The 24,326-nt window shown below is 44.7% G+C and carries 23 protein-coding genes; 14 read left to right on the forward strand and 9 right to left on the reverse strand.

What is annotated here, in order from left to right; genetic code table 11:
• Positions 1-415: 415 nt before the first annotated feature.
• Positions 416-937 (forward strand): NUDIX domain-containing protein, encoded by a 522-nt coding sequence (locus tag LRP50_RS03455; RefSeq protein WP_274163099.1) that lies wholly within the window; start codon positions 416-418, stop codon positions 935-937.
• Positions 938-1,028: 91 nt separating this feature from the next.
• Here the strand turns inward: LRP50_RS03455 and LRP50_RS03460 are convergent, their stop codons facing one another.
• Positions 1,029-1,931, reverse strand: a complete 903-nt coding sequence (locus LRP50_RS03460; RefSeq protein ID WP_274163100.1) for a lipid A deacylase LpxR family protein — start codon at positions 1,929-1,931, stop codon at positions 1,029-1,031.
• Positions 1,932-2,028: 97 nt separating this feature from the next.
• On the opposite strand from LRP50_RS03460, the gene LRP50_RS03465 reads away from it, so the two are divergent.
• The 3 genes from LRP50_RS03465 to viaA all read left to right on the forward strand — a co-directional run bounded on the left by LRP50_RS03465 (position 2,029) and on the right by viaA (position 6,244).
• Positions 2,029-2,901 carry a sulfurtransferase gene (locus LRP50_RS03465; RefSeq protein WP_274163101.1) on the forward strand — a complete coding sequence of 291 codons (873 nt, stop codon included), beginning with the start codon at positions 2,029-2,031 and terminating at the stop codon, positions 2,899-2,901.
• Positions 2,902-3,149: 248 nt separating this feature from the next.
• Complete coding sequence (locus LRP50_RS03470; protein WP_274163277.1) at positions 3,150-4,784, forward strand: AAA family ATPase; 1,635 nt, start codon at positions 3,150-3,152, stop codon at positions 4,782-4,784.
• Positions 4,785-4,795: 11 nt separating this feature from the next.
• Positions 4,796-6,244, forward strand: coding sequence for an ATPase RavA stimulator ViaA (gene viaA / locus LRP50_RS03475; RefSeq protein ID WP_274163102.1), 1,449 nt, complete (start codon positions 4,796-4,798; stop codon positions 6,242-6,244).
• An 81-nt stretch (positions 6,245-6,325) separates the two neighbouring features.
• Here viaA and LRP50_RS03480 read toward each other — a convergent pair whose 3' ends face one another.
• From LRP50_RS03480 to LRP50_RS03495, 4 genes are all read right to left on the reverse strand, one after another.
• Positions 6,326-6,943, reverse strand: coding sequence for a LysE family translocator (locus tag LRP50_RS03480; RefSeq protein ID WP_274163103.1), 618 nt, complete (start codon positions 6,941-6,943; stop codon positions 6,326-6,328).
• 263 nt (positions 6,944-7,206) lie between these two features.
• Positions 7,207-8,001 (reverse strand): ABC transporter ATP-binding protein, encoded by a 795-nt coding sequence (locus LRP50_RS03485; protein WP_028022548.1) that lies wholly within the window; start codon positions 7,999-8,001, stop codon positions 7,207-7,209.
• Positions 7,998-8,909: an ABC transporter permease gene (locus LRP50_RS03490; protein ID WP_274163104.1), complete on the reverse strand. Its 912-nt coding sequence runs from the start codon at positions 8,907-8,909 to the stop codon at positions 7,998-8,000. Before LRP50_RS03490 ends, LRP50_RS03485 begins: the two co-directional genes overlap by 4 nt.
• Positions 8,910-8,928: 19 nt before the next feature.
• Entirely contained in the window at positions 8,929-9,897 is a 969-nt protein-coding gene (locus tag LRP50_RS03495) for an ABC transporter substrate binding protein (RefSeq protein WP_274163105.1), read from the reverse strand.
• A 742-nt stretch (positions 9,898-10,639) separates the two neighbouring features.
• Here LRP50_RS03495 and nhaD point away from each other — a divergent pair.
• The 3 genes from nhaD to LRP50_RS03510 all read left to right on the forward strand — a co-directional run bounded on the left by nhaD (position 10,640) and on the right by LRP50_RS03510 (position 12,981).
• On the forward strand, positions 10,640-12,064 hold the full coding sequence (gene nhaD, locus LRP50_RS03500; RefSeq protein ID WP_274163106.1) for a sodium:proton antiporter NhaD: 1,425 nt from the start codon (positions 10,640-10,642) through the stop codon (positions 12,062-12,064).
• Positions 12,065-12,179: 115 nt separating this feature from the next.
• Positions 12,180-12,638 (forward strand): dCMP deaminase family protein, encoded by a 459-nt coding sequence (locus LRP50_RS03505; protein ID WP_028022552.1) that lies wholly within the window; start codon positions 12,180-12,182, stop codon positions 12,636-12,638.
• A 64-nt stretch (positions 12,639-12,702) separates the two neighbouring features.
• Positions 12,703-12,981 carry a peptidylprolyl isomerase gene (locus LRP50_RS03510; protein ID WP_274163107.1) on the forward strand — a complete coding sequence of 93 codons (279 nt, stop codon included), beginning with the start codon at positions 12,703-12,705 and terminating at the stop codon, positions 12,979-12,981.
• Positions 12,982-13,079: 98 nt separating this feature from the next.
• Here LRP50_RS03510 and LRP50_RS03515 read toward each other — a convergent pair whose 3' ends face one another.
• Together LRP50_RS03515 and LRP50_RS03520 are read right to left on the reverse strand one after the other, a co-directional pair.
• Positions 13,080-13,514 (reverse strand): DUF3069 domain-containing protein, encoded by a 435-nt coding sequence (locus LRP50_RS03515; RefSeq protein ID WP_274163108.1) that lies wholly within the window; start codon positions 13,512-13,514, stop codon positions 13,080-13,082.
• Positions 13,515-13,641: 127 nt separating this feature from the next.
• A complete protein-coding gene (locus LRP50_RS03520) occupies positions 13,642-14,070 on the reverse strand; it encodes a bactofilin family protein (RefSeq protein ID WP_274163109.1) in 429 nt (142 codons plus the stop codon).
• Between the two features lie 456 nt (positions 14,071-14,526).
• Here LRP50_RS03520 and LRP50_RS03525 point away from each other — a divergent pair, with 456 nt between their 5' ends.
• From LRP50_RS03525 to LRP50_RS03535, 3 genes are read left to right on the forward strand one after another with little or no spacing between them, the layout of a single operon-like run.
• Complete coding sequence (locus LRP50_RS03525; protein ID WP_274163110.1) at positions 14,527-15,171, forward strand: YceH family protein; 645 nt, start codon at positions 14,527-14,529, stop codon at positions 15,169-15,171.
• Between the two features lie 41 nt (positions 15,172-15,212).
• On the forward strand, positions 15,213-15,536 hold the full coding sequence (locus LRP50_RS03530) for a GIY-YIG nuclease family protein (protein ID WP_274163278.1): 324 nt from the start codon (positions 15,213-15,215) through the stop codon (positions 15,534-15,536).
• Positions 15,537-15,549: 13 nt separating this feature from the next.
• Positions 15,550-16,098, forward strand: a complete 549-nt coding sequence (locus LRP50_RS03535) for a YaeQ family protein (protein ID WP_274163111.1) — start codon at positions 15,550-15,552, stop codon at positions 16,096-16,098.
• A 26-nt stretch (positions 16,099-16,124) separates the two neighbouring features.
• Here the strand turns inward: LRP50_RS03535 and LRP50_RS03540 are convergent, their stop codons facing one another.
• On the reverse strand, positions 16,125-18,302 hold the full coding sequence (locus LRP50_RS03540) for a putative bifunctional diguanylate cyclase/phosphodiesterase (protein ID WP_337992898.1): 2,178 nt from the start codon (positions 18,300-18,302) through the stop codon (positions 16,125-16,127).
• Between the two features lie 172 nt (positions 18,303-18,474).
• Positions 18,475-19,293 carry a bifunctional hydroxymethylpyrimidine kinase/phosphomethylpyrimidine kinase gene (gene thiD / locus LRP50_RS03545; RefSeq protein ID WP_274163113.1) on the reverse strand — a complete coding sequence of 273 codons (819 nt, stop codon included), beginning with the start codon at positions 19,291-19,293 and terminating at the stop codon, positions 18,475-18,477.
• Between the two features lie 197 nt (positions 19,294-19,490).
• Between thiD and LRP50_RS03550 the strand changes: the two genes are divergently transcribed.
• The 4 genes from LRP50_RS03550 to LRP50_RS03565 all read left to right on the forward strand — a co-directional run bounded on the left by LRP50_RS03550 (position 19,491) and on the right by LRP50_RS03565 (position 24,323).
• The gene (locus LRP50_RS03550) at positions 19,491-21,029 is read left to right on the forward strand and encodes an EAL domain-containing protein (protein ID WP_274163114.1); all 1,539 of its coding nucleotides are present in this window, start codon (positions 19,491-19,493) and stop codon (positions 21,027-21,029) included.
• A 346-nt stretch (positions 21,030-21,375) separates the two neighbouring features.
• Positions 21,376-22,383, forward strand: coding sequence for a peptide antibiotic transporter SbmA (gene sbmA / locus LRP50_RS03555; protein ID WP_274163115.1), 1,008 nt, complete (start codon positions 21,376-21,378; stop codon positions 22,381-22,383).
• A 151-nt stretch (positions 22,384-22,534) separates the two neighbouring features.
• Positions 22,535-23,494, forward strand: coding sequence for a YbgA family protein (locus tag LRP50_RS03560; protein WP_274163116.1), 960 nt, complete (start codon positions 22,535-22,537; stop codon positions 23,492-23,494).
• Positions 23,484-24,323, forward strand: coding sequence for a MerR family transcriptional regulator (locus LRP50_RS03565; protein WP_274163117.1), 840 nt, complete (start codon positions 23,484-23,486; stop codon positions 24,321-24,323). The genes LRP50_RS03560 and LRP50_RS03565 overlap by 11 nt, the downstream gene beginning before the upstream one ends.
• Positions 24,324-24,326 lie beyond the last annotated feature (3 nt).

Raw genomic sequence — 24,326 nt, forward strand, 5'->3', positions numbered from 1 at the left:
AGGTTCAGTTCAATATGACTGATAGCAGTTGATAACTTTAACTATATACAAAATTCAACCATTTGGCCTATTTTCACCCAGTACACTCTATAAATATATGGATTCTCAGTACGTCATACTGATTAGCCTCAAAGCTTCTATATAAAATATAGAACATATAACCATGAATAATTGAAGGTTAATCGTGGTCTTGTGTGACTTTTGACCTTTACCGAGCGTTATACTATTTGGCCTTTTAAAGTCCGATGTATTTTAATGGTGGAGTGTGGATAAATCAAAGAAATGAATGTACTTGTAACAGCAACTAATGCGCGTGGATTCACGTTTTCTATTTGCCCAATGTCTAATCTCTGGTTAGAGTGCGCGACTGATTTGGCGAAATGACCGCCTGTTGTTGATTATTTAGGCGTACAGAATGCGAATACTGAAAACCTCTACTCATCCTGATGTCCTTCCACTTAAAGGTAAATCGCTCTTTCAACGATTAGCATCGCGAGCGATTGTTGTCCGTGAGAACGATATTTTGCTGCTGTTTACGGAGCGTTACCATGACTACTCCTTACCGGGTGGTGGGATTGATGTAAACGAGAATCAAATTGATGGATTGGTCCGTGAACTAAAAGAAGAAACGGGCGCGAATAATATCCGCAATATTCGACCTTTTGGTTCCTACGAAGAGTTTCGTCCGTGGCATAAACCAGATTTCGATGTTGTTCATATGATTTCTTACTGCTTTTGGTGCGATATTGACGATCAGTTAGGTGAAGTGTCACTGGAAGACTATGAAGTGAAAAACGGCATGCGCCCAGTATGGATGAATATCCACGAAGCTATTGAACACAATAAAAAAACGATGGCTGAAAGCGATAAGCAGGGTTTGTCTATTGTCCGTGAAACCTATTTGCTAGAACTTATTGCGAGTGAAATAACCCAATAAGCAATCACTTTAACGACGCATAGAGAAGAGGCTGGAACTTCCAGCCTCTTTCAGTTTTGTTTTTCAAGCGATCTTTAAGTTCTTGACGATCTTAGTAGCGATAAAAGAGTGTGAAACTCCCATATCCATGTTGGTCAAGATCTGACGTTTTGAACTGTTTGCTGTAAGCCGTCACCGATGCGATTGCCCCCCAATGACGAGAATACCAAGAAAAACCACCTGAAATGGCGGCTTGATTGCGTTGGATATCGAGATCATCATTCTCTGATGGCTTATCGCCTTCAATGGTGATGTCACTGAATCGATGGCGCGCTTCAAGTGTGGTGAAAAAGAAGAAACCATCATCGCTATGGCTTAACATGCCTACGTCGACCGAGTTTTGTGCGATAACGGATGTTGCGCCAAACGTATTCCCGAGATCGATACCGATACGGTAGGTGCCACCTAACGCAACTTCACTTTGAAAGTTACCGCCTTGACCACGACCAAAAACACTAAATTCACCGATCGGGGTCCGAGAAATTAGTTGATGAGCTTGGAAACCTGCTTGATAGATAAACTCGTCGTAAATTTGATAATCCCAACCTTTTGGATCTGTCGAACCTACAATTTCGTGCACGATAGATTGCGCTGAATCAGCCGCCGAACTGGGCCCAACAGTGCCAAGCATTAAGCTACCGCGATAGGCCACAGTATCTGTTTGGTGGTAAGCACGCCCTTGCAGATAGAGCAGACCCGCATAAGGGCGCTCATTGGGTTGTGGCGTTTCAAACTCAATGTCAGTCGGCGTCCACATTTGCGAAGCAAGTTCTATGCTGTAACCGATGGTCCCGGGGTCGGAAGACCAGCGCAAACCTAGCCCGCTGGTATAGTCTCTGTCGGTTCCAAGTGCGCCATCATTGTCTACTGTTAACGAAATTGACGCGGCGTGGACAGACAAGCTAAGAAAAGGGACGACGAAGAGAGATGCCCCGAAAATGCTGCGTGATAACATAAAATCCTAATATTCGACGTAAAGGCGGCAATACCACCAATAATGCGACCAATGTATGCTTTGACGGATATGCTATACCATTCATTGTACGTTGACGATGCTGGCTTCCAAGGAGAGTGATTTGCAACAGGTTATAAGTGCACTTGTCAGTGCCGAATGGTTAAGGGATAACCTAAACATCCCAAATCTTAAGATGATTGATGCGAGCTGGTTTATGCCTGGCAGCGAGAGAAATGCAAAGTCTGAATGGATGAGTCAACGAATCCCTGGTGCTGTGTATTTTGATTTTGATGCGGAGATTGTCGATAAGTCATCATCACTACCACACATGCTCCCGTCACCTGCGCAGTTTGAGCAGGCCGTCAGTGCATTGGGCATTGATAACGAAGATATCGTAGTGGCGTACGACAGTTCCGGTATTTTTTCTGCGCCACGGGTTTGGTGGATGTTTAAGGCAATGGGTCATCAATCGGTAGCGGTTCTTGATGGTGGCTTTCCTGCTTGGATATCTGCTGGAGGAGAGATAGATTCTGAACTCCCTAGAATTCCCGCTAAGACACAATATGTTGCGGAATTAGTCTTCGAACGTGTAATAGACAAGGACACCTTGCTAGCAGGTATTTCATCCGCATCCCTTAATGTCATCGATGTAAGACCTGCGGATCGTTTTGCTGGGTCCGTGCCAGAGCCTCGCGCTGGCGTTCGCAGTGGACATATGCCAAACGCAAAAAATTTACCGTTCGGGAAGCTTCTTGTTAACGGGAAGTTTAAAGACAAATCAGAACTAGAGCGCCTGATTACACCTGTTGTTTCTGCTGACATGCTGAATGTGTCGTCATGTGGGTCAGGTGTCACTGCGTGTATTCTTTCTCTGGCGAGTGAAATAACCCTAGGCAAACCCATCACGGTCTATGACGGCTCGTGGAGTGAGTGGGGGAGTGATTCGACACTCCCTATCGTGTCTGACTAGCACTTAGAAGCCTCCTTGATGGAGGCTTTTTTTATGAAGGTTACAGTCTGCAAAACTATGATCAGTCAGCGATTTTTGATGTTCTCATAAATGGAAACTAAGTTTTAAGGGTGGATTAGATCAAACTTGAAGTGTTATACAGAATGTAACCAAGTATTAATGGTTACAAAGTGTTAACAATGTGTTATGACTGGTTTCATGTTGTTGATTAATCAATATGGAGCAGCAACGTGACGAATCAAATTGCGATGACGACAAATAATGTTTTACTTCCTGAGCGAATTCAAAAGCTTGTTCAAGCGTTATCAAGTGGCGTTTATGAACGAGAAGACACTATTCGTCTATGCCTGCTCGCCGCGTTAAGCGGTGAAAGTGTTTTCTTGCTCGGCCCGCCGGGTATCGCGAAAAGTTACATAGCTAAACGGCTAATTGAAGCGTTCGACGATAGTCAGTTCTTTGAGTACTTGATGACACGCTTTTCAACGCCAGAAGAAGTTTTTGGTCCGCTATCAATTCAAGAGTTAAAAGACAACGGAAAGTACGTTCGTTTAACCGAAGGATACTTACCTTCTGCAGACGTTGTTTTTCTTGATGAAATATGGAAGGCAGGCCCTGCTATTCTCAATACCCTTCTCACCGTGGTGAATGAACGCGTCTATCGCAATGGTAGTGAAGTGCTGCCTGTCCCCATGCGTTTGTTGGTGACTGCGTCCAATGAACTGCCTGAGCCTGATAGCGGCCTAGACGCACTCTATGATCGTATGTTGGTGCGTATTTTCGTTAATCGAATTCAAGAGAAGGGTAATTTTAAACGTCTTCTGACTGGAGAAAGTGGTGAAACACGCGTTGAGATTGGTCCTGAAATTTCGATCAAAGCCCAGGAGTATCAGCAATGGCAAAGTCAGATTGATCAGGTCTCTTTGTCAGACGATGTGTTCGAGAAAATCTACGCATTAAAAATGTTGCTTGAGCGAGAAGCGGACGATCCGAGTCACGCATTCCCCGTCGAGGAGCTCTATATCTCTGACCGACGCTGGAAAAAAGCGGTTCGTCTGTTGAAGGCCAGTGCGTTCTTCAATGGTCGCAAGGACGTCAATCCTGTGGATTTGCTATTACTGCAAGAGTGTTTATGGCATAGCCCTGAATCACGCGTAGTCGTTAGCGACACCATGCGAAAATTTGCATCGAATATCTGTTTCAATCAACAAGAAGCTTTAGCACTTGCGCTTGAAGCGGGTGAAGATATCAAAGTGCTATCTGACGACATCATTGATGTGCTTGGGCACACTGTTGATACCGAGCTGTCGATGCGAAAAGAGAAAGTCAAAGTCGACCTCAGCCAAGCGCGTCGCTACTCCGTCAATATGTCGAATGATTTGATTAAGTTGGTAATGCTTGATTCAAATCCGTCCGTCTCGGAGAAAGAAAAAGGCGACAGTCGTTGGGTTTACGTTGATGCCACTGAATTTGAGAAGAAGATAAAGAGCGGTGCTTGTGATGTTTATGGATACGTCAACAAGAACACTAATCTCTGTATGCTAAAATTTGATGTAGACGGTGAGCACTGTTTAGTGATTAAAGACATCGCCAATCGTCCGGTATCTGTTGCGATAGCAGGCGTTGATGATAGTGACTCACACGCGTTTACTGAGTGGCAAACGAAGAATGAAGCTGCCATCGCAAAGATTGAAGAAGCGAAACATCTTATTCGTATCGCACGCGTTCAGCTTAATGCGGCGTTGCCACACCACTTTGCAAACTCGGAACTGCTTGAGGTGATCGCAAGCAGCATTACTGATGCAGAAGAGTCGCTGCAACGGCAGACGATGAAGTTCGAAAAAAGCGCGTTTAGAGTGCGCATGCTGACTGATTACTTCGCGTAAGGGGAGGCACAATGATTAGTCCAGAAAGTCTCCATTTGGGCATGATGCTCGCCGAAACGGGCATGTTAGAACATGCTGTCACGGAAGTGATGGCGAAGCCGCAATTGCTGTTGATGACGGAAACCAGCCCTACGGCAAAATCTGCCGTGAGAAGGCATATCCGCAAGTGGCGGCATTCGGTAAAACGTCGTTTAAGTAACGACTGCATTACTGAAGAACTCAAGCAAGAGATTGCTTTGTATCAAGAAGCGGTGCAATTGACACAACATGGCTTTTCTCAACATGCCAAAGGCATGATTAAGCAACTTGAAGGGAAGTCTGAATTCTATCTTGCTGCGAGACGTATGCTTGAAAAAAACATGTCTCAAGAAACACCCATGTTCCAATCGTATTTCTGCAATAAATGGTATGAGCATTTAGCTGCGTCGATAAAAGGTGCCCAACAAAAAGAGTTGGAGGCGCACAAAGACAAACTACTCAATGAGCTTTATCAGCGAATAGAGACTTACAAGACGCTAGAAAACGTTGAGGAGCGAGGCACGCTTGAAAAAGTCGGCCGTCTTTGGGATTTGGCTTCGTCCAAAGTGACTCAGTCTGACGTGGATTTGCTTAAGCGATTCGTGGCGTTTTTAAAAGATAATCAGGATTTACAAGATATTGCCCAAACCTTAGGTCGAATGGCCAGTGATGTAGATGATCCTTCACTGCATCGCTCTCCTGCTGAAGAGTTACAAATGGTAGAAGAGCCCGCAGACAATGTTGCTGACGATATTGTGGGTGTTCACCAGAGTGATAATCTTGAAAAGATTGTCCCTAATGAGATTATCTACCTTGCTGAACCTGCACTGGAAATACTGTTCTATAAGCATTTTGCAGATAAACGCTTGTTAACTTACCGTATGCAGGGCATGCAACGGTCCCTCCGTAAGGTCAAAGCTTTTAAACCTGAAAGTAAACAGGTTGATATTGAAAAAGGACCATTTTTGATTTGCGTGGATGCGTCTGGCTCAATGAGCGGGTTTCCTGAACAATGCGCGAAAGCAATGGCTTATGCATTGATGCAAATCGCAGTGAAAGAAGATCGGGACTGTACGGTGATGATCTTTTCAACCGATCATATTTGTTATGAACTAACAGGTGAGGGCGGGTTGAAAGAGGCGCTTAATTTCTTGTCATACACATTTCATGGTGGAACCGATCTCTCTCCAGTGTTGACACATTCCATTGATCTGATGGGAACCGATAAGTATAGGAATGCGGATCTCGTTGTGATTTCAGATTTCATTGCGCCTGAGCAACCGAAAGAAGTGCAAGCGCAAGTTGATGACCTTAAGCGTCAGCACAACCGCTTTCATGCGGTTAACTTGTCCAAATATGGCAACCCAAAACTCATGAGCATGTTTGATCATGTGTGGGATTATCACCCTTCATTGATGGGGCGTTTGCTGAAACGTTTCTGATCTGAATTGGTTTACGAACAAAAACGCCCCGTTATAAAACGGGGCGTTTTTGTTGGAAATACCTTGATGACTTGCAGATAACTACTGCTTATCTGAGAAAGCCAATTTTAGGCCAAGAGCTGCAAAACTCCCTGCAAACACACGTTGCAGTACAATCGAAGCACGTTCGGAGTGAATAATGAAATCTCTTACGCTAACGGCAAGCGCACCATAAAAAATGAACACAACAAACGTCATTGTCATGAAAATGCTGCCAAGAAGTAGCATATAGGCAGCCGGTTCAACAATGCTAGCGGGAACAAATTGGGGCAAGAAAGCCATGAAAAATACCGTGAGTTTGGGGTTGAGAATATTCATCAAACAGCCCTTGATCGCTATGTCATACATGCTTGTGTTCTTGGCTTTATCGTTAAGTGATAACGCACCGCTAGATCGCCACATAGACACTGCAAGGTACATCAAGTAAGCCACGCCTGCATACTTAACGACTTGAAACGCCAACGCGCTGGTATGAAGAATAATCGCGAGCCCTGTGATGCTGGCAATGAGAGAGGGGATAATGCCAAATGTGCAGCCAACGGAAGCCCAAATACTCGCTCGAAACCCCATTAATAGTCCCGTTGAAATGGTATAGAGCACACCCGTACCAGGGATTAGAACCACGACAATTGATGTGACTAAAAACTCGATGCTAACCATGATCACTCCTTTTGTTCGTTAGTTTATTGGAGTAAGTCTATCTATTTCGTTTACTGGATGTCAGTGAATTTTAAACTGTTATCGAAGAGTATCAGTGTTGAAGCAGAGTTAAATTAGCCCAGTTCGGCCTAGTGTTTTACCAATAAATGATTTGTATATACTAAGAAGAAAGAAGAAAGAAGAAAGAAGAAAGAAGAAAGAAGAAAGAAGAAAGAAGAAAGCGGCCAAGGCCGCTTTGGTTTTAACAGAGTCGGTGAACATGGCTAACTGAGTAGCAAACTGTCATCAGCCAGCTCTTCACCGCGCACTTTACTGAACATTTCAAGCAAATCTGGCACACCCATATTGGCGCGTTCTTCGCCTGCAACATCCAAAACAATTTCACCCTGATGAAGCATGACCGAACGGTCACCGCAGGCCAGCGCATCTTTCATCGAGTGCGTCACCATGAGCGCCGTTAAGCCGAACTCGGTGATGACTTTTTTCGTCAAATCGATGACAAAAGCAGCCATTCGCGGGTCGAGCGCCGCAGTGTGTTCATCCAGCAACAGCAACTTACTGTCAGATAGCGTTGCCATGACCAGACTTACTGCTTGGCGTTGGCCGCCAGATAGCAAACCAATGCTATCGCCAAGACGGTCTTCCAAACCTAACCCCAAAATTGAGATACGATCTTTAAAGATGTCTCTGCGCTTTCTGGTCAGCGCCATACTCCATCCACGATGTGAACCTCGCTTGAAGGCCAACGCCAAATTCTCTTCAATAGTCAGTGATGCACACGTGCCAGCGAGTGGGTCTTGAAACACCCGTGCAGCCAAACTGGCACGCTGGTGGACTTGTTGTTTCGTGACATCAATACCATCAATAATCACACTCCCGCCAACCATTGGCGTCTCGCCGCTGACAGCGCCAAGTAGTGTTGATTTGCCTGCACCATTTGAACCGATGATCGTCAGAAACTGATTTTTGGGTACGGTCAGCGAAACACGGCGAAGGGCTCGGTTTTCTAGCACTGTACCTGGGTTGAAGGTGACCTGAATGTCTTTTAACTCAATCATCGTGCTACCCCTGCTTCTTTGACCTTCTTGTTCTTTTGGTACTGTTGACGCACCTTAGGAGCTATCAATGCCAATGCAACGAGAAGTGCGGTAACAAGGTTTAGATCTGATGCTTTCAAGCCAAACATGCCGGAGCTTAGAGCAAAGGCGACTGCTAGACGATAGAGAACAGAACCCAAAATAACAGCGACAACGGCAACCCATACTTTGCGGCCAGGAATTAAGGTTTGACCTAAGATCACCGAGGCAAGACCAACAACGATGGTACCCACACCAGAGGTAACGTCAGCGAAACTGTTTGTTTGCGCAAACAGCGCACCAGAAAAGCCAACAAAGCCATTGGAAAGGGCAAGGCCCACGTAGGTGTAAAAGGCGGTGCTGCCGCCTTGTGCTTTTACCATGCGAGCGTTGACACCTGTTGCCCGTAAACCTAAACCAAAATCACTCGCGAGCAAGCGGATGATAAAGAGAGCGCTTAATACCACCAGAACAAATACAACGAGTGGACGAGCGTAAACGGGGTCAATTCCCATGTTTTCAAATGGCGTTAAGATAGTATCAACGCCCAGCAGCGCAATATTGGGACGACCCATAATGCGAATGTTGATCGAAAACGCAGCAATCATGGTGAGGATACTGGCAAGCAGGTTCAGAATGCCGCATTTCACTGTCAAAAATGCGGTGATTAGCCCGGTTGACGCTCCTGCTAATATGGCAGCAAACGTGGCAATCCAAGGGTTAACACCCGCGATGATGAGAGTGGCTGCAACAGCAGCTCCCATAGGGAAGCTGCCATCTACAGTCAGGTCAGGAAAATCGAGAACCCGAAAGGTAAGATATACGCCTAGTGCAACTAGGCCATAAACCAGACCTACTTCCAGCGTGCCAAAAAAGGCAATTGAGGTCATGTTGTACGACTCCTACCGATTACTTTTCTACAGATGTTGCACGATCAAGCAGAGCCTGAGGCACAGTAATGCCAAGCTTTTGTGCCGCTTTCTGGTTAATCACCAGATCAGAACCAACAGCAACTTTTGCAGGTAGTGCTGACACTTCTTTGCCATCAAGCAGAGCTGCTACGTAGTCGGCGGTTTGCACGCCAATTTGGTAGTAGTCAAAACCCAGTGCGGCAATTGCGCCATTTGGAATGTACGATGTTGCACCACCAATAACGGGTTTCTTCGCTTGGTTTGCTGCGCCGATAAGGCCGTCAATCGCACTTGCAACCGTATTGTCTGTTGGGGCGTAGATGACATCCGCTTTTGACGCGACAATTTGTGCAGCAGATTGAACGTCGGCACTTCTTAGCGCGGTACCTTCGATGACAGTTAAACCTTCATTTTTCGCGGCTTCTTGAAGCAGTTCGACCAGCGCAACGGCATTAGATTCGCCTGGGTTGTAAACAACCCCAATCGTTTTCATGTTCGGCAGTAGTTCTTTCGCCAAAGCAACGTGTTGAGCAACAGGAGACAAGTCAGAAAGGCCTGTGACGTTTGCACTTGGCTTGCTCATGTCTTTAATAAGTTTTGCGCCAACAGGATCGGTTACCGCAGTGAATACCACAGGAATGGATTTCGTTGCTGCAACGAGTGCTTGTGCGGAAGGCGTCGCGATACCGACAAGTACGTCAGGACTTTCACCAACATATTGGCGAGCGATCTGAACTGCGATGGCAGGATTGCCTTGTGCCGTTTGGTAAGAGAATTCGAGGTTTTCACCATCGATATAGCCTTTCTCTTTTAGTCCATCGAGTAAACCTTGGCGTGTTGCATCAAGTGCTGGGTGTTCAACGATCTGCGAAACCGCAACTTTCGCTGTTTCCGCAGATACGGCAAAGGGGGCAGAAAAAAGTGTCGCGGCACAGCACGCCGATACAAATAGTTTTGAAATATCCATCACGTTCTCCTTGATGAGTGACCATTGGTAAAATGCACCAATTTTTCCGTCACGTGTTAATCCATTGTTATATAGAAAATTTCATGTCAAATCAGGCACTAAAATACGGCATGAGATGACTTGTGATATTGCGCGTAATGCATTTATTTGCACATTTACTGTTAACTATATGAATAAGATAACAAAAATGTGAATCGCCTAAATTTCACCCAGTAATTTGGTTGGCAGAATTTATCAATATTCACGGACTTATATGTTAATAAATATGCCGCCTTTAAGTTATATGCTAGTGAAAGATATGTCACAATCCAATTCTACTGGTTCAGTCTGCTTTTTGTGAGAAACTTTGATCTCCGTATGACGAACAATAAGAATTTTACACTGTAAACTGACGACTTCGTTTCTTTTCATGAGCATCATAGTTAGGCCAATATCACTTTTTCGCTTTCAAATGGACGATCCCGCTCTCATTTACAAATACCCCTTCCGGTATTGGCGAAAATATAAGCATGTTTGTGGGGCAAGCCAAAAAGCACGTAATTTACCCTGAAATATTCTCTCTCTGCATATATGATCCCCGTCATTCACCAATCTCTGAGCCCACGTTACGAATGATGGGTAACCCATATAACTATAAAGAGATTGGCATATTGGGGCTTTGCGCTAACGATACTGAGATACGGACTCAGCGCATTTGAATGCCCCTGCATTAGAATTTTTTGGTTCGCTCGGAGGCACAAGGATGAAGCTTTTTCTAGGGCTCATGTTGCTATTCTCTAGCAATGCGCTCGCATCTGGCAGTGATGCTGGTTTTATCGACTTAACAAACTCGGCCGTTGGCTATATTTCCCTCATTATATTTGCAGCTGCATACACTCTCGTGATGCTGGAAGAACAACTGCATCTTCGAAAATCCAAACCTGTCTTGTTAGCGGCTGGTTTGATTTGGTTACTACTGGGTTTCGCGTATTCAAATGCCGGCAACATCGAGATTGCTAAAACGGCTATTGAACACAATCTACTCGAATATGCTGAACTTATGTTGTTCTTGCTCGTGGCCATGACCTACATTGCTGCGATGGAAGAGCGCCGGCTCTTTGACGGGCTTAAGGCTTGGATTTTAGGTAAGGGATACGATCTTCGACAACTCTTTTGGATCACCGGTATTTTGTCGTTTTTCATATCCCCGATTGCAGACAATCTCACTACCGCGCTCTTGATGTGTACGGTTGTGATGAAAATTGGTGCGGACAATCCTCGGTTTATTAACCTGGCGTGTGTAAACATCGTCGTCGCAGCCAACGCTGGTGGGGCATTTAGCCCATTTGGTGATATTACAACCTTAATGGTATGGCAGGCGGGCATTGTTTCGTTTTCTGAATTTGGCGCCTTATTTGTTCCCTCTGTGGTCAACTATATTGTGCCTGCCGTTATCATGTCGATGTTCGTTCCGAAAGAGCAACCGAACGTTGTGCAGGAATTTGTTGAGATTAAACGCGGTGCTCGACGCATCGTCGTACTGTTTTTGTTAACTATTATTACGGCGGTTGGTTTCCATGGTTTGATTCATTTCCCACCAGTGATCGGCATGATGATGGGCTTGGCCTATTTGCAGTTCTTTGGTTTCTATCTTCGCAAAACGCTTCCTCGTTCATTGGCAAGGAAACGCGCTGTGGCTCAGGCCAAACAAGATGAAGCTGCACTTAAACGCTTGGGGTCAGTTGTACCTTTTGATGTGTTCAGACGTGTATCACACGCTGAGTGGGACACATTACTGTTTTTCTACGGCGTTGTTATGTGTGTTGGTGGCTTGAGCTTGATTGGTTATTTAAGCTTGGTATCCAATGTGATGTATTTGCAGTGGGATCCCATCTGGGCCAATACGATAGTAGGGCTGCTCTCCGCGGTGGTCGATAATATACCGGTGATGTTTGCAGTACTTACCATGCAACCCGACATGTCTTTGGGCAATTGGTTGTTGGTAACACTGACAGCGGGTGTGGGCGGCAGTTTGTTATCATTAGGGTCAGCTGCGGGTGTTGCATTGATGGGGCAGGCGAGAGGCATGTATACATTTTTTGGTCACTTAAAATGGGCCCCTGTTATCATGCTGGGTTATATAGCTTCTATTTTCACCCATTTATTCATTAACAGCGCAGCGTTTTAGTATAAATCACGAAAAAACGATAGAGCGACCCACTTGGGTCGCTTTTTTGTATTGAGCTATTGGCGGCAGTTTTGCAAAATAGCCCCATCAACATGGGTAACATATTGGAAATACGATGATCTCTAAGTGGGCAGTACGTTTCTATCAAATGGCAGAGCTTGTAGGCTCTTGGAGTAAAGACCCTTCAACACAGGTGGGAGCGGTGATTACCAAGGGTAATCGTATCGTTTCTGTGGGTTTCAATGGTTACCCTCATGGCATTTCAGACAGTGCTGATACCGACGATCGCGAAATGAAGTTATTAAAAACGCTTCATGCGGAAGAGAATGCCATTCTTTTCGCTAAACGAGATCTGGCTGAATGTGAAATCTGGGTAACACATTTCCCTTGTCCTAACTGTGCTGCCAAAATCATCCAAACGGGTATCACCAAAGTATTTTGTCCTGAGCAAAGTGAAGACTTCCTTTCTCGTTGGGGTGAAAAAATCAAAGTCAGCGCTGATATGTTTTCGCAAGCGGGTGTTGAGGTGAATTGGTTGCCATTAGCTGACCTGCCACCGAAACGCGACGTGTGACACTGAGTGTGATATGGGTATAATCAGCGCCCATATCGAAACAGCAGTAGAATAGGGGTGCGTTATGGCCAGCACTGCACATGCACTTCACATTTTGGTGAAGCACAAAGAACAAGCTGAAGATATTATTCAGCAACTAGAGAAAGGCAAGAAATTTTCTGACCTTGCAAAGAAGCACAGTACTTGCCCGTCAGGTAAGAAAGGTGGAGATCTTGGTGAGTTTAGAAAGGGTCAAATGGTGCCGCAGTTTGACAAGATTTGTTTTACAGGTGAGTTGCTGACACCGCACTTAGTGAAAACTAAATTTGGATATCACGTGGTGAAGGTTCTATACCGGACTTGAGCGTCGAAAGTACCAAGCAAAGCTGGTAAATAGAAAATAAAAAGGAGGTGACAGTGTCACCTCCTTTTTTGTTGCTATATCTCGCACTAAACGTGATATTACTTAGCGAAGATTTCGCGGAATTCGCGCTTCATCGCAGGCTTCAAACGAGCTTGCTTAAGTTGCTTAGCGAGGTCTTTTACACAGTTATGAAGCAGTTTGTCCAATAGACCTGCTTTGTAATCTTGTGTTTGCTCGTCAGTCATATCATCAAATTTCATGTCCTGAGTTTCGGTCATGAAATCAATGCCGGCATAGCTTTGGCTAAGGCTAACAAGAGCATGGAACTGTTCGAAGTTATCCAGAATGTTTTGAGCACTCGCAGGTAGTGTGTCCCATGATTCACGAACCACGTCTTCAGAGGCTTCGTGAACAGACGCCAGCATGGTGTACAGTTCTACAGGTACTTGCTCAAATTTAATCACTTGTTGAAGTTCTGCAGACAGATCTTCAAGCTTCACGGTTTCTACAGCTTGGTTAGCTTGTTCAGACATCTCATTAATTCCTGATAACGCATATTATTGCGCATCCTAGCTTGCTGAAGCATGAAGTCAACAGAAGATAGCCACTATGTTCGCCGAGTGTTGACGAATAAAGCAATATCTACCTTCTGAGCGTCGACTAAGCAGATGCGTGTGATTTTTTCGACTCTGAAGTCGCTTTAGTTGTTGCGGCCTTTTCTTCAGTCACAACCTTTAGTGACGGTTCTTCTTTGAGCTTATTTTCACCCAATAACACGCCACCTTTTGCGATGGTGAGTTGCTCGCTCTGGATCTGGCCTTTCATTTTGCCATTACCTAGAATGTTCACTTCGCGCGCAGCACAAGTTCCTTCGACAAATCCATTGATCGTAACGTGCTCTGCGTAAATGTCGCCTTTAAAGTGACCTGTAGAAGAGATAACAACATTGCGAGCACGAATAATGGTACCTTCACCCTGCCCATCAAATTGAATGTCACCTTCCAAATCAAACTCGCCGACGACGCGGCACTGTTTTGCCACTAACGACATTGCTGGCATAGACGCAGCACTTTTACCAAACAGACCCATTTACTACTCCTTTAGTCTCTTCTCGACCTTCGCGAGTGAAAGAGACAAATACTACTTAACGAGATCGTTGAAAGGATCTTATCTGAATATTGACTCATGGTGCGACAAAAATTTTTGCGATTCAGGCGAAATCACATGGCTGCGACAAATTTACAGCGATTCATTCTGTAAATGATGGTGAATGAGCCCCCAATTCATGATGAGAAGTTAACGGCGAAGGCGTTTCAGTGAATCGTGGTTGAGTGTGTTAGTGTGCGGTGTTTTCGGTACGGAAGGCCCGCTTCCTGGATATGCCAAGACGAATAAATAAGTGCTAATTATCTCGCGAAAACACCATTTAGGCTAAAGATCTATCAGTCGTTTGTGTCTTTTACGCGTTTATCAATATAAGTGATTGATGCCACCACAGTTGATTGCTATAACCTCGGGCAATAAGGATTATTCAGAGGCATTACCATGGCGATTGAACTTACTCCCCACGAAGCGCGTGTTATCGGTTGTTTGCTTGAGAAAGAAGTGACAACACCAGAGCTTTATCCGCTAACGCTGAACAGTTTAACTACTGCATCTAATCAGAAGAGTAATCGCGATCCTGTTTATTCACTGACTGAGGCTGAGGTGCTAGATACCATTGAGCAACTGAAAACCAAACGCATGGTGAGTGATGTGGAAGGCTTCGGAAGCCGAGTAACCAAATACCAACATCGGTTTTGCAACACGGAATTCGGTAGCTTGCAGTTTACTACGCAGCAAAAGGGCATTATTTGCGTCCTGTTGCTTCGAGGCCCTCAAACGCCGGGTGAACTTCGCACACGTACAAACCGTCTTTGTGAATTTTCTGATGTGAAGGATGTGGAATCTGCACTGATCGCCTTGGTTGAAAAGGGCTATGTGGCACAGCTTCCTCGAGAGCCGGGTAAACGAGAGAGCCGCTATGTGCATTTATTTGGCTCTGACACACCGGAGACGGAAGCGCAGCCTGTTTTTGACCAAACACCAGGTGAAACGTCTTCTCTTGCGACTCGTGTTGAAGCGTTAGAGCGCGAAGTAGAAGAACTTAAAGCCTTGGTTAATGAGTTGCTTAACGCTGACGCAGAGTAGCTTTGGTGTCTAGTGCTAAATGTTCATCAACACCTGTTGATATTCAAACAGGCCATGAGGATACACAACCCCAGACCCAAACGTCATGGTATGTCTATCTCATTCGTACACGCGAAAATGCGTTGTATTGCGGTGTGACGACTGATGTTCAGCGTCGGTTTGATGAACATCAACAAAATGGCACGAAAACTGCAAAATATTTGAGAGGCAAACAGCCTCTCACGCTTGCTTGGTCTCATGAGGTGGGAGCAAAGCAAAAGGCTATGTCGCTTGAGTGGAAAATAAAGCGGCTTGCCAAAAGAGACAAGGAGCGTCTTTGCAAAGAAAGCGACCTTATCTTGGTCTTATTTAACGACAGACAATAATCTAGGAAATACCATGGCACTTAAAGCAACGGTGTATAAAGCGTCAATCAATGTCGCGGACATGACAAGAGGTGTTTACCTCGATCACTCCGTGACGTTGGCGCAGCACCCATCCGAAACCGAAAAACGTATGATGCTTCGCCTTCTTGCGTGGACTTTATATGCGGATGAGCGTTTGCAGTTTACAAAAGGGCTGTGTGACGAATCAGAGCCAGAGTTGTGGATCAAAAACTATAGTGATGAAATCGAACTTTGGGTTGAGCTTGGGTTACCAGACGAAAAACGTTTGAAGAAAGCGTGCTCATTGGCAAAAGAAGTCGTGCTGTTTACCTATGACGACCATGCGGCTAACGTGTGGAAATCGCAGCAGCTTAATAAGTTACACCCATTCAAAAACTTGACTGTCATTAATATCATGGATGAAGTGTTGGATGCCGCCGCCGCTGCGTCATCTCGTACCATGACGATTCAAGCAACGATTGAAGACGGCCAAGTGTGGTTTTCGATTGGCGATGCGGTTGTGTCAATCCAGCCTGATGTCTGGAAAACCGCAACTCACTAACCAGAATGCTTTGCATTATGCATTGATTAAGACGCCGGGTAGAGACGCCCGGCTCTTTGTTCTTTGAGTACCACCATCAACGCATCTGATGACATTGGCGGATAATAATAGTGGCCTTGTGCAAAGTTACAGCCAATATTGCGCAGTAGCTCTTGTTGATCGATTGTCTCCACGCCCTCAGCAACCACTTTCAATTGAAGCAGGTTCGCCATGCTCACAACCGCTTGGCAAATCACGAGATCATCTTTAGATTGTGGTAAATCTTTGATGAAACCGCGGTCTATTTTCACTGTATTGACGGGGAAGTGTTTAAGATAAGCCAGTGACGAATAGCCGGTACCAAAATCATCAATGGCGAGGCTGATACCGGAAGCGGTAAGCCGGTTTAGAATATGTTGGTTACGCTCAAGGTTTTCAATGAACACCTGTTCGGTCAATTCAATTTGTACACGTGACGCTGGAATGTCATAGCGGTTCACCGATCGAATCACATAGTCAGCTAAGTAACCATCTTGGAATTCATGGCCTGATACATTGATGGCGATACATTTTGGCGCGCATCGCTCATCTAGCATGCGAGAAAATTCTTTCAAAGCAGTGTCGACAACCCAATGCCCTAAACGCTGCATCAAGCCGGTTTCCTCTGCTGTTTTAATGATGATGTCAGTGCTGATGGCGGCACCATTTTGTGACTCCCAACGAACCAGTGCTTCCACACCGACAATTTGTCGCGTTCTTAGGTCGACTTGTGGTTGGAAGTGCAGCTTCAACTCGTCGTTATTGATAGCTTGGCGTATTGCGCGCTCTAGATCTTTTTTCTGATTGAGTTGTTCTTGCATGGTTTGGTTGTAGGCAACCACTTTGCGATTCCCTAGAGCTTTCGCCTTGTTCGCTGCGGTATCTGCATGGCGTAACATATCTTCTGCGCGAAGTTGATTGTCATAACGGTAAGCGATACCAATGGCGCAGGTCGTGAGAATGTCGTTGTCTTCAATATAAAACTCTTCTTCAAAGCACATACGCAATTGATTGGCTTGCATTTCAGCTTCTAACTGTGACGTTCCTGCACACGCTATCATGAAGTGATCATTGGTAATTCTTGCCAAGATTGCATGGGGGGGAAGTACGGTTTTAAAGCGTTTAGCCGCTTCAAACAGCAACTGGTCCGCAACGAGGTGCCCATACATATCATTCACTTCTTGAAACTTGTCGAGCGCGATACACATCAATACCATTTCTTGGTCTGAGCGAAGGTTTCTCTCTAGATATTGTTCCATCGCAAAGCGGTTGGGAAGGTGCGTTTGAGGGTCGTGGTTTGCTGTGAACTTGAGTTGGTCTTCCGCTTCTCTTCGCTGGGTTATTTCTTCTTTTAACTTACTCACCATGTTGGACTCGGCGCGACGCCCGATAATGTTCACTTCTAATAAATACAATGACATCGCCACGAGTACGGTCACCACAATGCCAGAAATAAAAATTAACATAGGTAGAGAAAAATAGGCCTGGTCCGAACTGGAGCGTTGCCAAATGGTCAGTTGCCATTGGCCGTTTAGGGCATTGATATCCACACTGTTGATCAGCGCACCATGTTCTTCTGGGAGTTGGCCAAAGAATGTCGATGAGTCACTACTCAGAATCAAATGTTGTTCGGGTCGAAGAAACTCTTGAGAGATAGCTTCGAGCATCAACTTGATGTTATAGCTTGCGCCGAGATAGCCAGACACTCTCGAATCAAATGATACCGGATGTAGCATTTCTATCGTGAGCTTGCCATTCACTCCAGGTTGTATGTTCGACGTAGAGAGCTTCGAGAGAACCGGAATAGTGTTGAGAGGAACAGACGGTGAAATATTCCAATCAGCATTTTCAGGGTAGGGCGTGAAGTTGTCAGGCGCAGACCACTGGGGGGTATGCTCGAGATCCAGCCAATAGACACCGGCAAAAAAGGGAAAAGATGAACTAATACCGATGGTACTCCGACGCCAAGTACTCTCGCTAATTTCGCCTTTGTTTTGCAAACTATTGGCGAGCCATACAAGGAAATACGCTTCTTTTTGTAAGTTTACCTCAATGGCTCGTTGAACACGGTTTGTCTCAATGTTCAACATGTGATTTTGCAATTCAAGTTGACGCGATTGCGCGCTGTGATAAAGGGTGAATGTTGAAATCAGAATAAAGGTACAGATGAGAGCTATTGCTGCCAAAGAAGTCAATCGAGGGGAAGAAGTGGACTGTTCGGAAGTGCGGTCAGATTGACTGATTTCTGATGACAAAGGATAACCTCACTTGTGCGTCAAATGTCTCTAAAACAAGTTTAAGTCATAACCTGCAATTCGCAATGTGAGGAGGAGAGAAAGTCTCTAAAATCCAGCATCTTCAACGTGATTTGAGACAGTAAAAGTGCCCTAATGGGCCGTGCCCTTTGCCCAATTTTTGATGACGTGCGTTAACAATCGCGTTAGACAAATATTGTTTTGCTTTATCTACGGACGCTTCCACTGAATGCCCTTGGGCGAGAAAAGTCGCGATCGCTGACGACAAGGTGCAGCCAGTACCGTGCGTATTGCGAGACTGAATGCGTGGAGAGGAAAAGCTTCTCGCACTATCAGCACCAATAAGATAATCGGTTGAGTGGGTTGGATCGTCACTATGCCCACCTTTAATCAGCAACCATTCACAACCTAGTTGCTGTCGCGCCTTTTGTGTTGTCTTTGTTAAACTCTTAGTCCCTGTTAACTCAGTTAATGCTTCCAATTCAGGTAAGTTGGGGGTGAGTACAGTGCTAATAGGGTAGAGGTGCTCCTTACAATAGGAAACCGCCTCATGACTTAGAAGTTCACGCCCACTGGTTGACAGCATCACAGGGTCAACGACAATGTTTTTGGCCTTATGAGCCAATAGTTGTTCCACTACAACGCGAGTAATCTCGATGTTCGCGAGCATGCCTACTTTGACTGCCGCAACGTTAAAATCAGAGAAAATGGCATTTATTTGTGACGCAACAAGTGGTGGGGGCAGAGAAAACACATCATATACGCCCTGCGTGTTTTGAGATGTCACAGCAGTAATCACGGTACATGCATAGCCATTATTGGCCGAGATAGTTTTTAGATCAGCTTGAATGCCCGCACCAGCGGAGCTGTCTGAACCCGCAATGGTGAGAATGACGGGAGGAGAAGTTGGGATAGAAGTCATTGTGTTTTCGAACTAAGTCATTTGATTGCGAAAAGCTGATTATTGGTGATTCTAACACAAGTAAGTACGATGACTATCTAAGCGTTATGGGTGCCTCGATACAAAAATTGATGCTTCGTCTCGGTATTTTTGCATATTTCTTTATCGTAAATGTCCTATTATTAGACTCATCGTTCAGGGATAAAACGGAAGCCTCAGTGGAATGGCTTAAGAAGCACGCAAAAGCGCTAATTATCATTTTTATATCGGTCCTCTTTTCTTATTTTTCGCAGGTCGTGGTTTCAAACTGGCTTGTACAGAAAAAAATACATGAAGACGTTGCAGTTCTCTCTCAGCTATACACCGAGCTTTATCGACAGAGCTTCGATCAAATGCATTCTTTATCAGACACGTTACTTTATCGTTGTGATAATGATGATATTGAACTGATGAGTCAGGTAAGGAGTAATAATATCTTTATTGAATATGTCGATCTTCATCTTAACGATGGCAGGTCTTGTTCAATATATAATAATGAAAAAGCGGGCCGAGCATTAATGGCGTCAGAGCCTGAAAGTATAATTAATTTTGCTCATGTCTCGTTGATATTGAGTGAAAGTCAATTTGAAGAAATGCGGCTTCATGGCAAAAATGGCATTCTACGATTTGTGTTTCAACAGCCGAAAAACTTCCTTTCCAACTGCGAAAAGTGCCTTTTCATGGTCGTTCATGTTAACGACAAAGACATCACACTCTATCAGCGTAATGAACAGCCATACCATGAAGTTTACGATGGTAATTTAGGGCAAAATATCGGCGTGAGATTGTTCATTAATGAAGAAGGCGTAGAGTATTTAGTTGGCGACCTCGTAAACTTGTTCTCAATTTTGGTGGTGTTGATCGGTGCGCTGATTGCAGTTGGTGTAGAGCTTAACCAGTCCGATAGAAAAGGATTGAGCGGCCTGCTCAATGAAGCGATCGAATCCAATGCTCTGATACCATTTTATCAGCCGATCGTTCAACCGGTTGAGGGAGGGTATCGTATTGTTGGCGCGGAAGTTCTTGTTCGATGGTTGGCGAGCAATGGTGAATACATTCCTCCAGATACATTTATTCCTCTTGCTGAGCAGAACGGTTCAATCGATAAAATTACGGATCAATTAATCGATAATGTTCTGGATGACATGAAAAAGCTGTCATTGCCGAAGCACTTTTTTGTGAGTGTTAATGTTTCTCCCAGTTACTTAGAAAAATCAGATACTGCAACTAAGTTACTCGATAAAATGTCACTGCATGAACTCGATCCCCACCTGCTGTCGCTTGAGATTACAGAGCGGACGAAATTCAGTGATCTCAATAAAGCTGCTGTTTGTATTGAAGCGCTCACAGAGCATGGTATTTCAATAAAATTAGATGACTGTGGTACGGGTTATGGCGCATTTTCATACCTACATATCCTCAATATTGACACCATAAAAATTGACCGAATGTTTGTTGATGGAATCGGATTAGAAGATTTCAAAAATACTATTTTGGACTCGATACTCGCATTTGCTCGAGAGTCTAAGTTGCATGTGGTTGCAGAGGGAATTGAAACTAAAGTACAAGCGGAGTATTTGATTCGTTCTGGAGTCGAAATGCTTCAAGGTTCCTATTTTGGTGACCCAGCGCCATTTCATGTGTTCAAAAATGACCTCGACAATGACGCGCTAGATGGTGAGTTACCCATTGCGGTGAGGCCAATTACATCACGTTAAACGAGATTTAGAGGCTAACTAAGAGAGTTGTTCACGACTAAATTGGCCTCTTTCTCCGTTGAATTGTCACAGTTAACACCCTGCGAAACAGAAATCCTATTGAAATTCACCTTTCTTTTGATAGATTAGTCAATAAATTCATGTTGTTATCTTTGAGTGAAAGCAGGTTTATGAGACTAGACTTGAAATATCGGAAAGGAAACAGGGTCTATTTAATGTTGAATTCCTGCTTTCCGTTTTGCTCTGTCAGGCCAGAAACATTATTTAGAGCCGTACACCGAGTTTGAGCTTGCTAGGCGATTAGGCTCTCAGAGCCAAAAGCACAAAAAATTAAGGATGTGTGTTCATGTTTAAATCTTTTTTTCTCGATAGACGTTGGTTTCATTGGTCTATTCTTGGCACCGCGCTAATCCTGTATGTCACTTGGTATAAAGTCGAAATTGATGTTGAAGTTAATGAATGGTTTGGTTCTTTCTACAACCTCGTACAGAAAGCACTGACAACGCCAAACGCAGTTCAATTTGATGAGTTTCTCGCGGCCTGTCTTGAGTTTTTCAATATTGTATCTCTGTACATTATTATCGCTGTTATTTTAGAGTTTTTTGTTCGTCACTATGTCTTTCGCTGGCGTACAGCAATGAATGATTACTACATGTCCAATTGGAGTAAAATTCATCACATCGAAGGCGCATCTCAACGTGTTCAGGAAGATACAATGCGTTTTGCACGCATTATGGAAGGGTTGGGCGTGTCTTTTATGCGCTCGATAATGACGCTGGTGGCTTTCTTGCCAATCCTTTGGACATTAAGTGAAAACGTCACAGAGCTGCCTTGGATTGGACCAGTAGAACACTCGTTGGTTTATTTGGCGATTTTGTCCGCCATACTGGGTACTGTGCTGCTTGCTGTGGTGGGGATTAAACTGCCAGGTTTGGAGTTTAAAAACCAGAAAGTAGAAGCCGCTTATCGAAAAGAGTTGGTATTAGGGGAAGACCACGAATCTCGTGCTGAACCAGAAACGGTTAAAGAACTCTTTCTAAATGTCCGTCGAAATTACTTCAACCTTTATCGTCACTATCTGTATTTCGATGTTGCTAAGTGGTCATACATTCAGTACACGGTCATCATGCCGTATATTTTTATGGGGCCGACCATTGTTTCAGGTGCTATTACCCTTGGTGTGTTGCAGCAAATCCTTCGAGCGTTCGGTAAAGTTGAAGATTCTTTCCAATTTCTTGTGCATTCGTGGAGCACGATTGTTGAGCTTATGTCCATCTACAAGCGCTTGAAAGCGTTTGAAGTACAGATCGATATTGCCATCACGCAAGAGCAAGAAGCCACGCCTAATCAATAATTTACCGTACTCCGTACTCAAGGTGCATTGCATTGATAATGTGATGCACCTTTTGTTTTTGTTGTACAAAAAAATATTTTTGTACAATTCGTGATCCTTTTTTCTGCCGCTGTTGTACAAATAATAAAACGTGTACAACAAGGACGGATTCATGAAAATCAAATTAGGTGTTAGCGCATGCGTCATCGGAGACAAGGTTCGATTTGATAGCGGCCATAAACGCAATCACTTCATATGTGAAGAGCTATCTCCTTATCTCGAGTTTGTTCCTGTTTGCCCCGAAGTTGGTATTGGGATGTCTGTGCCGCGCCCGACCATCCGACTCCTTGATCGAGGTGATGAAATAGGTGTTCGTCTTGTAGAAACGAAAAACCCTGATGCCGACTATACCGATAAAATGGAGGCGTTCAGCCGAAAGAAAGTTGATCATCTTGCCAGTATGGATCTGTGTGGGTACGTGGTTTGCGCGAAATCTCCAACCTGTGGCATGGAGCGCGTCAAGGTATATCAAGAAAATGGATACGTTGCGGCAGAAAAGAACGGCGTAGGTTTGTACACCCAACAGTTGATATCTCGCATGCCTTGGCTGCCTATTGAAGAAGATGGCAGACTGCATGACCCCGTGCTTCGTGAAAACTTCGTATTTCGCATTTTCACTCTTAGAGACTTCTACGATTGTATGGCTGACGGTATCACTCGTCGTGCGATTGTCGAATTTCATTCCCGTTACAAGTTAGTGTTGATGGCCCACAGCCCGACAGACTATAAGTCGCTGGGTAAATTCGTTGCTCGCATCGCTGAATATGACATTGAAGAGTTCTACTTCGAATATCGCACTAGATTTATGCAAGCCATTGCAAATCGTGCCAGCCGAAAGAACAACACAAACGTATTGATGCATTTGCAGGGATATTTTAAACGCGATTTGGACAAAATACAGAAGGAAGAATTGGCGGAGCTTATTCACTCTTACCGCAAGGGAATCATGCCGTTGCTTGTGCCATTGACACTGATCAACCACCACCTTCAGCAGCATCCAGACGACTATTTACGTCAACAAAGCTACCTCAATCCATACCCTGAAACGTTGAGGCTACGTTATGGACTCTAGTCAGGCAAACCTGTCGATTGGTGATGTTTCTGAGCGTACAGGTGTTAACACTGTGACGTTGAGAGCATGGCAAAGACGTTATGGGTTATTGAATCCTCAGCGCACGCCAAAAGGGCATCGACTGTATACGGAACAGGATGTCTCGCTGATCAAAGAAATTCTTTCTTGGTTGGAGAAGGGCGTCGCAGTGAGTCAAGTGAAAGCATTATTAGGGAAAGAAGAGATTGCTAAAGCAAGTTTCTCGCAGCGCGTTCCCGAGTTGGTTGCGCTTAAAGATGCCATAACTCGCTTTGATTCAAAAGCCGTACATCGCCTATTAGCAGACCTGACGAGAAACTACCCGATCAAAACGCTCAGTGCGACAGTTCTGAAACCATTGAGTGAAGCGTTTGAAAATCAAAATAGTGACGTGTCAAAGCTATGTAGGGACTTTTGGCTAACGCAGTTGGGCAATGTGCTCGTTCACCGCTTTCACAACAACCACAAAGTTAACACTAAGAAGGCTTGTTGGTTGGTCTCTTTGCTTGGCGACAACACATGTCTTGTGTATGTAGAAGCATTGAAATTACAAGGTGAGGGTTACAACGTCACAATTATTGATGGCATGGAGTCGGGATTGTTGCTGTTGTCTAGGACATTGTCAGAGCAAGCGGTTGAAAAATTAGTGATTTATTCCGATCAATCTTTCTCTGCGCCGCTTCGTCGAGAAATCGAAGGTGTGCTTGAGAATGGGCCGCATATTACTGAATTGGTGGGGCAATGCCGTCTCATTCATCCTGATCTGATTGGATCAGTTGCTGTGCCATCAACTGACAACGTGGGAGCGTAGACG

This window comes from Enterovibrio gelatinilyticus, from assembly GCF_028683095.1.
Taxonomy (GTDB): domain Bacteria; phylum Pseudomonadota; class Gammaproteobacteria; order Enterobacterales; family Vibrionaceae; genus Enterovibrio; species Enterovibrio gelatinilyticus.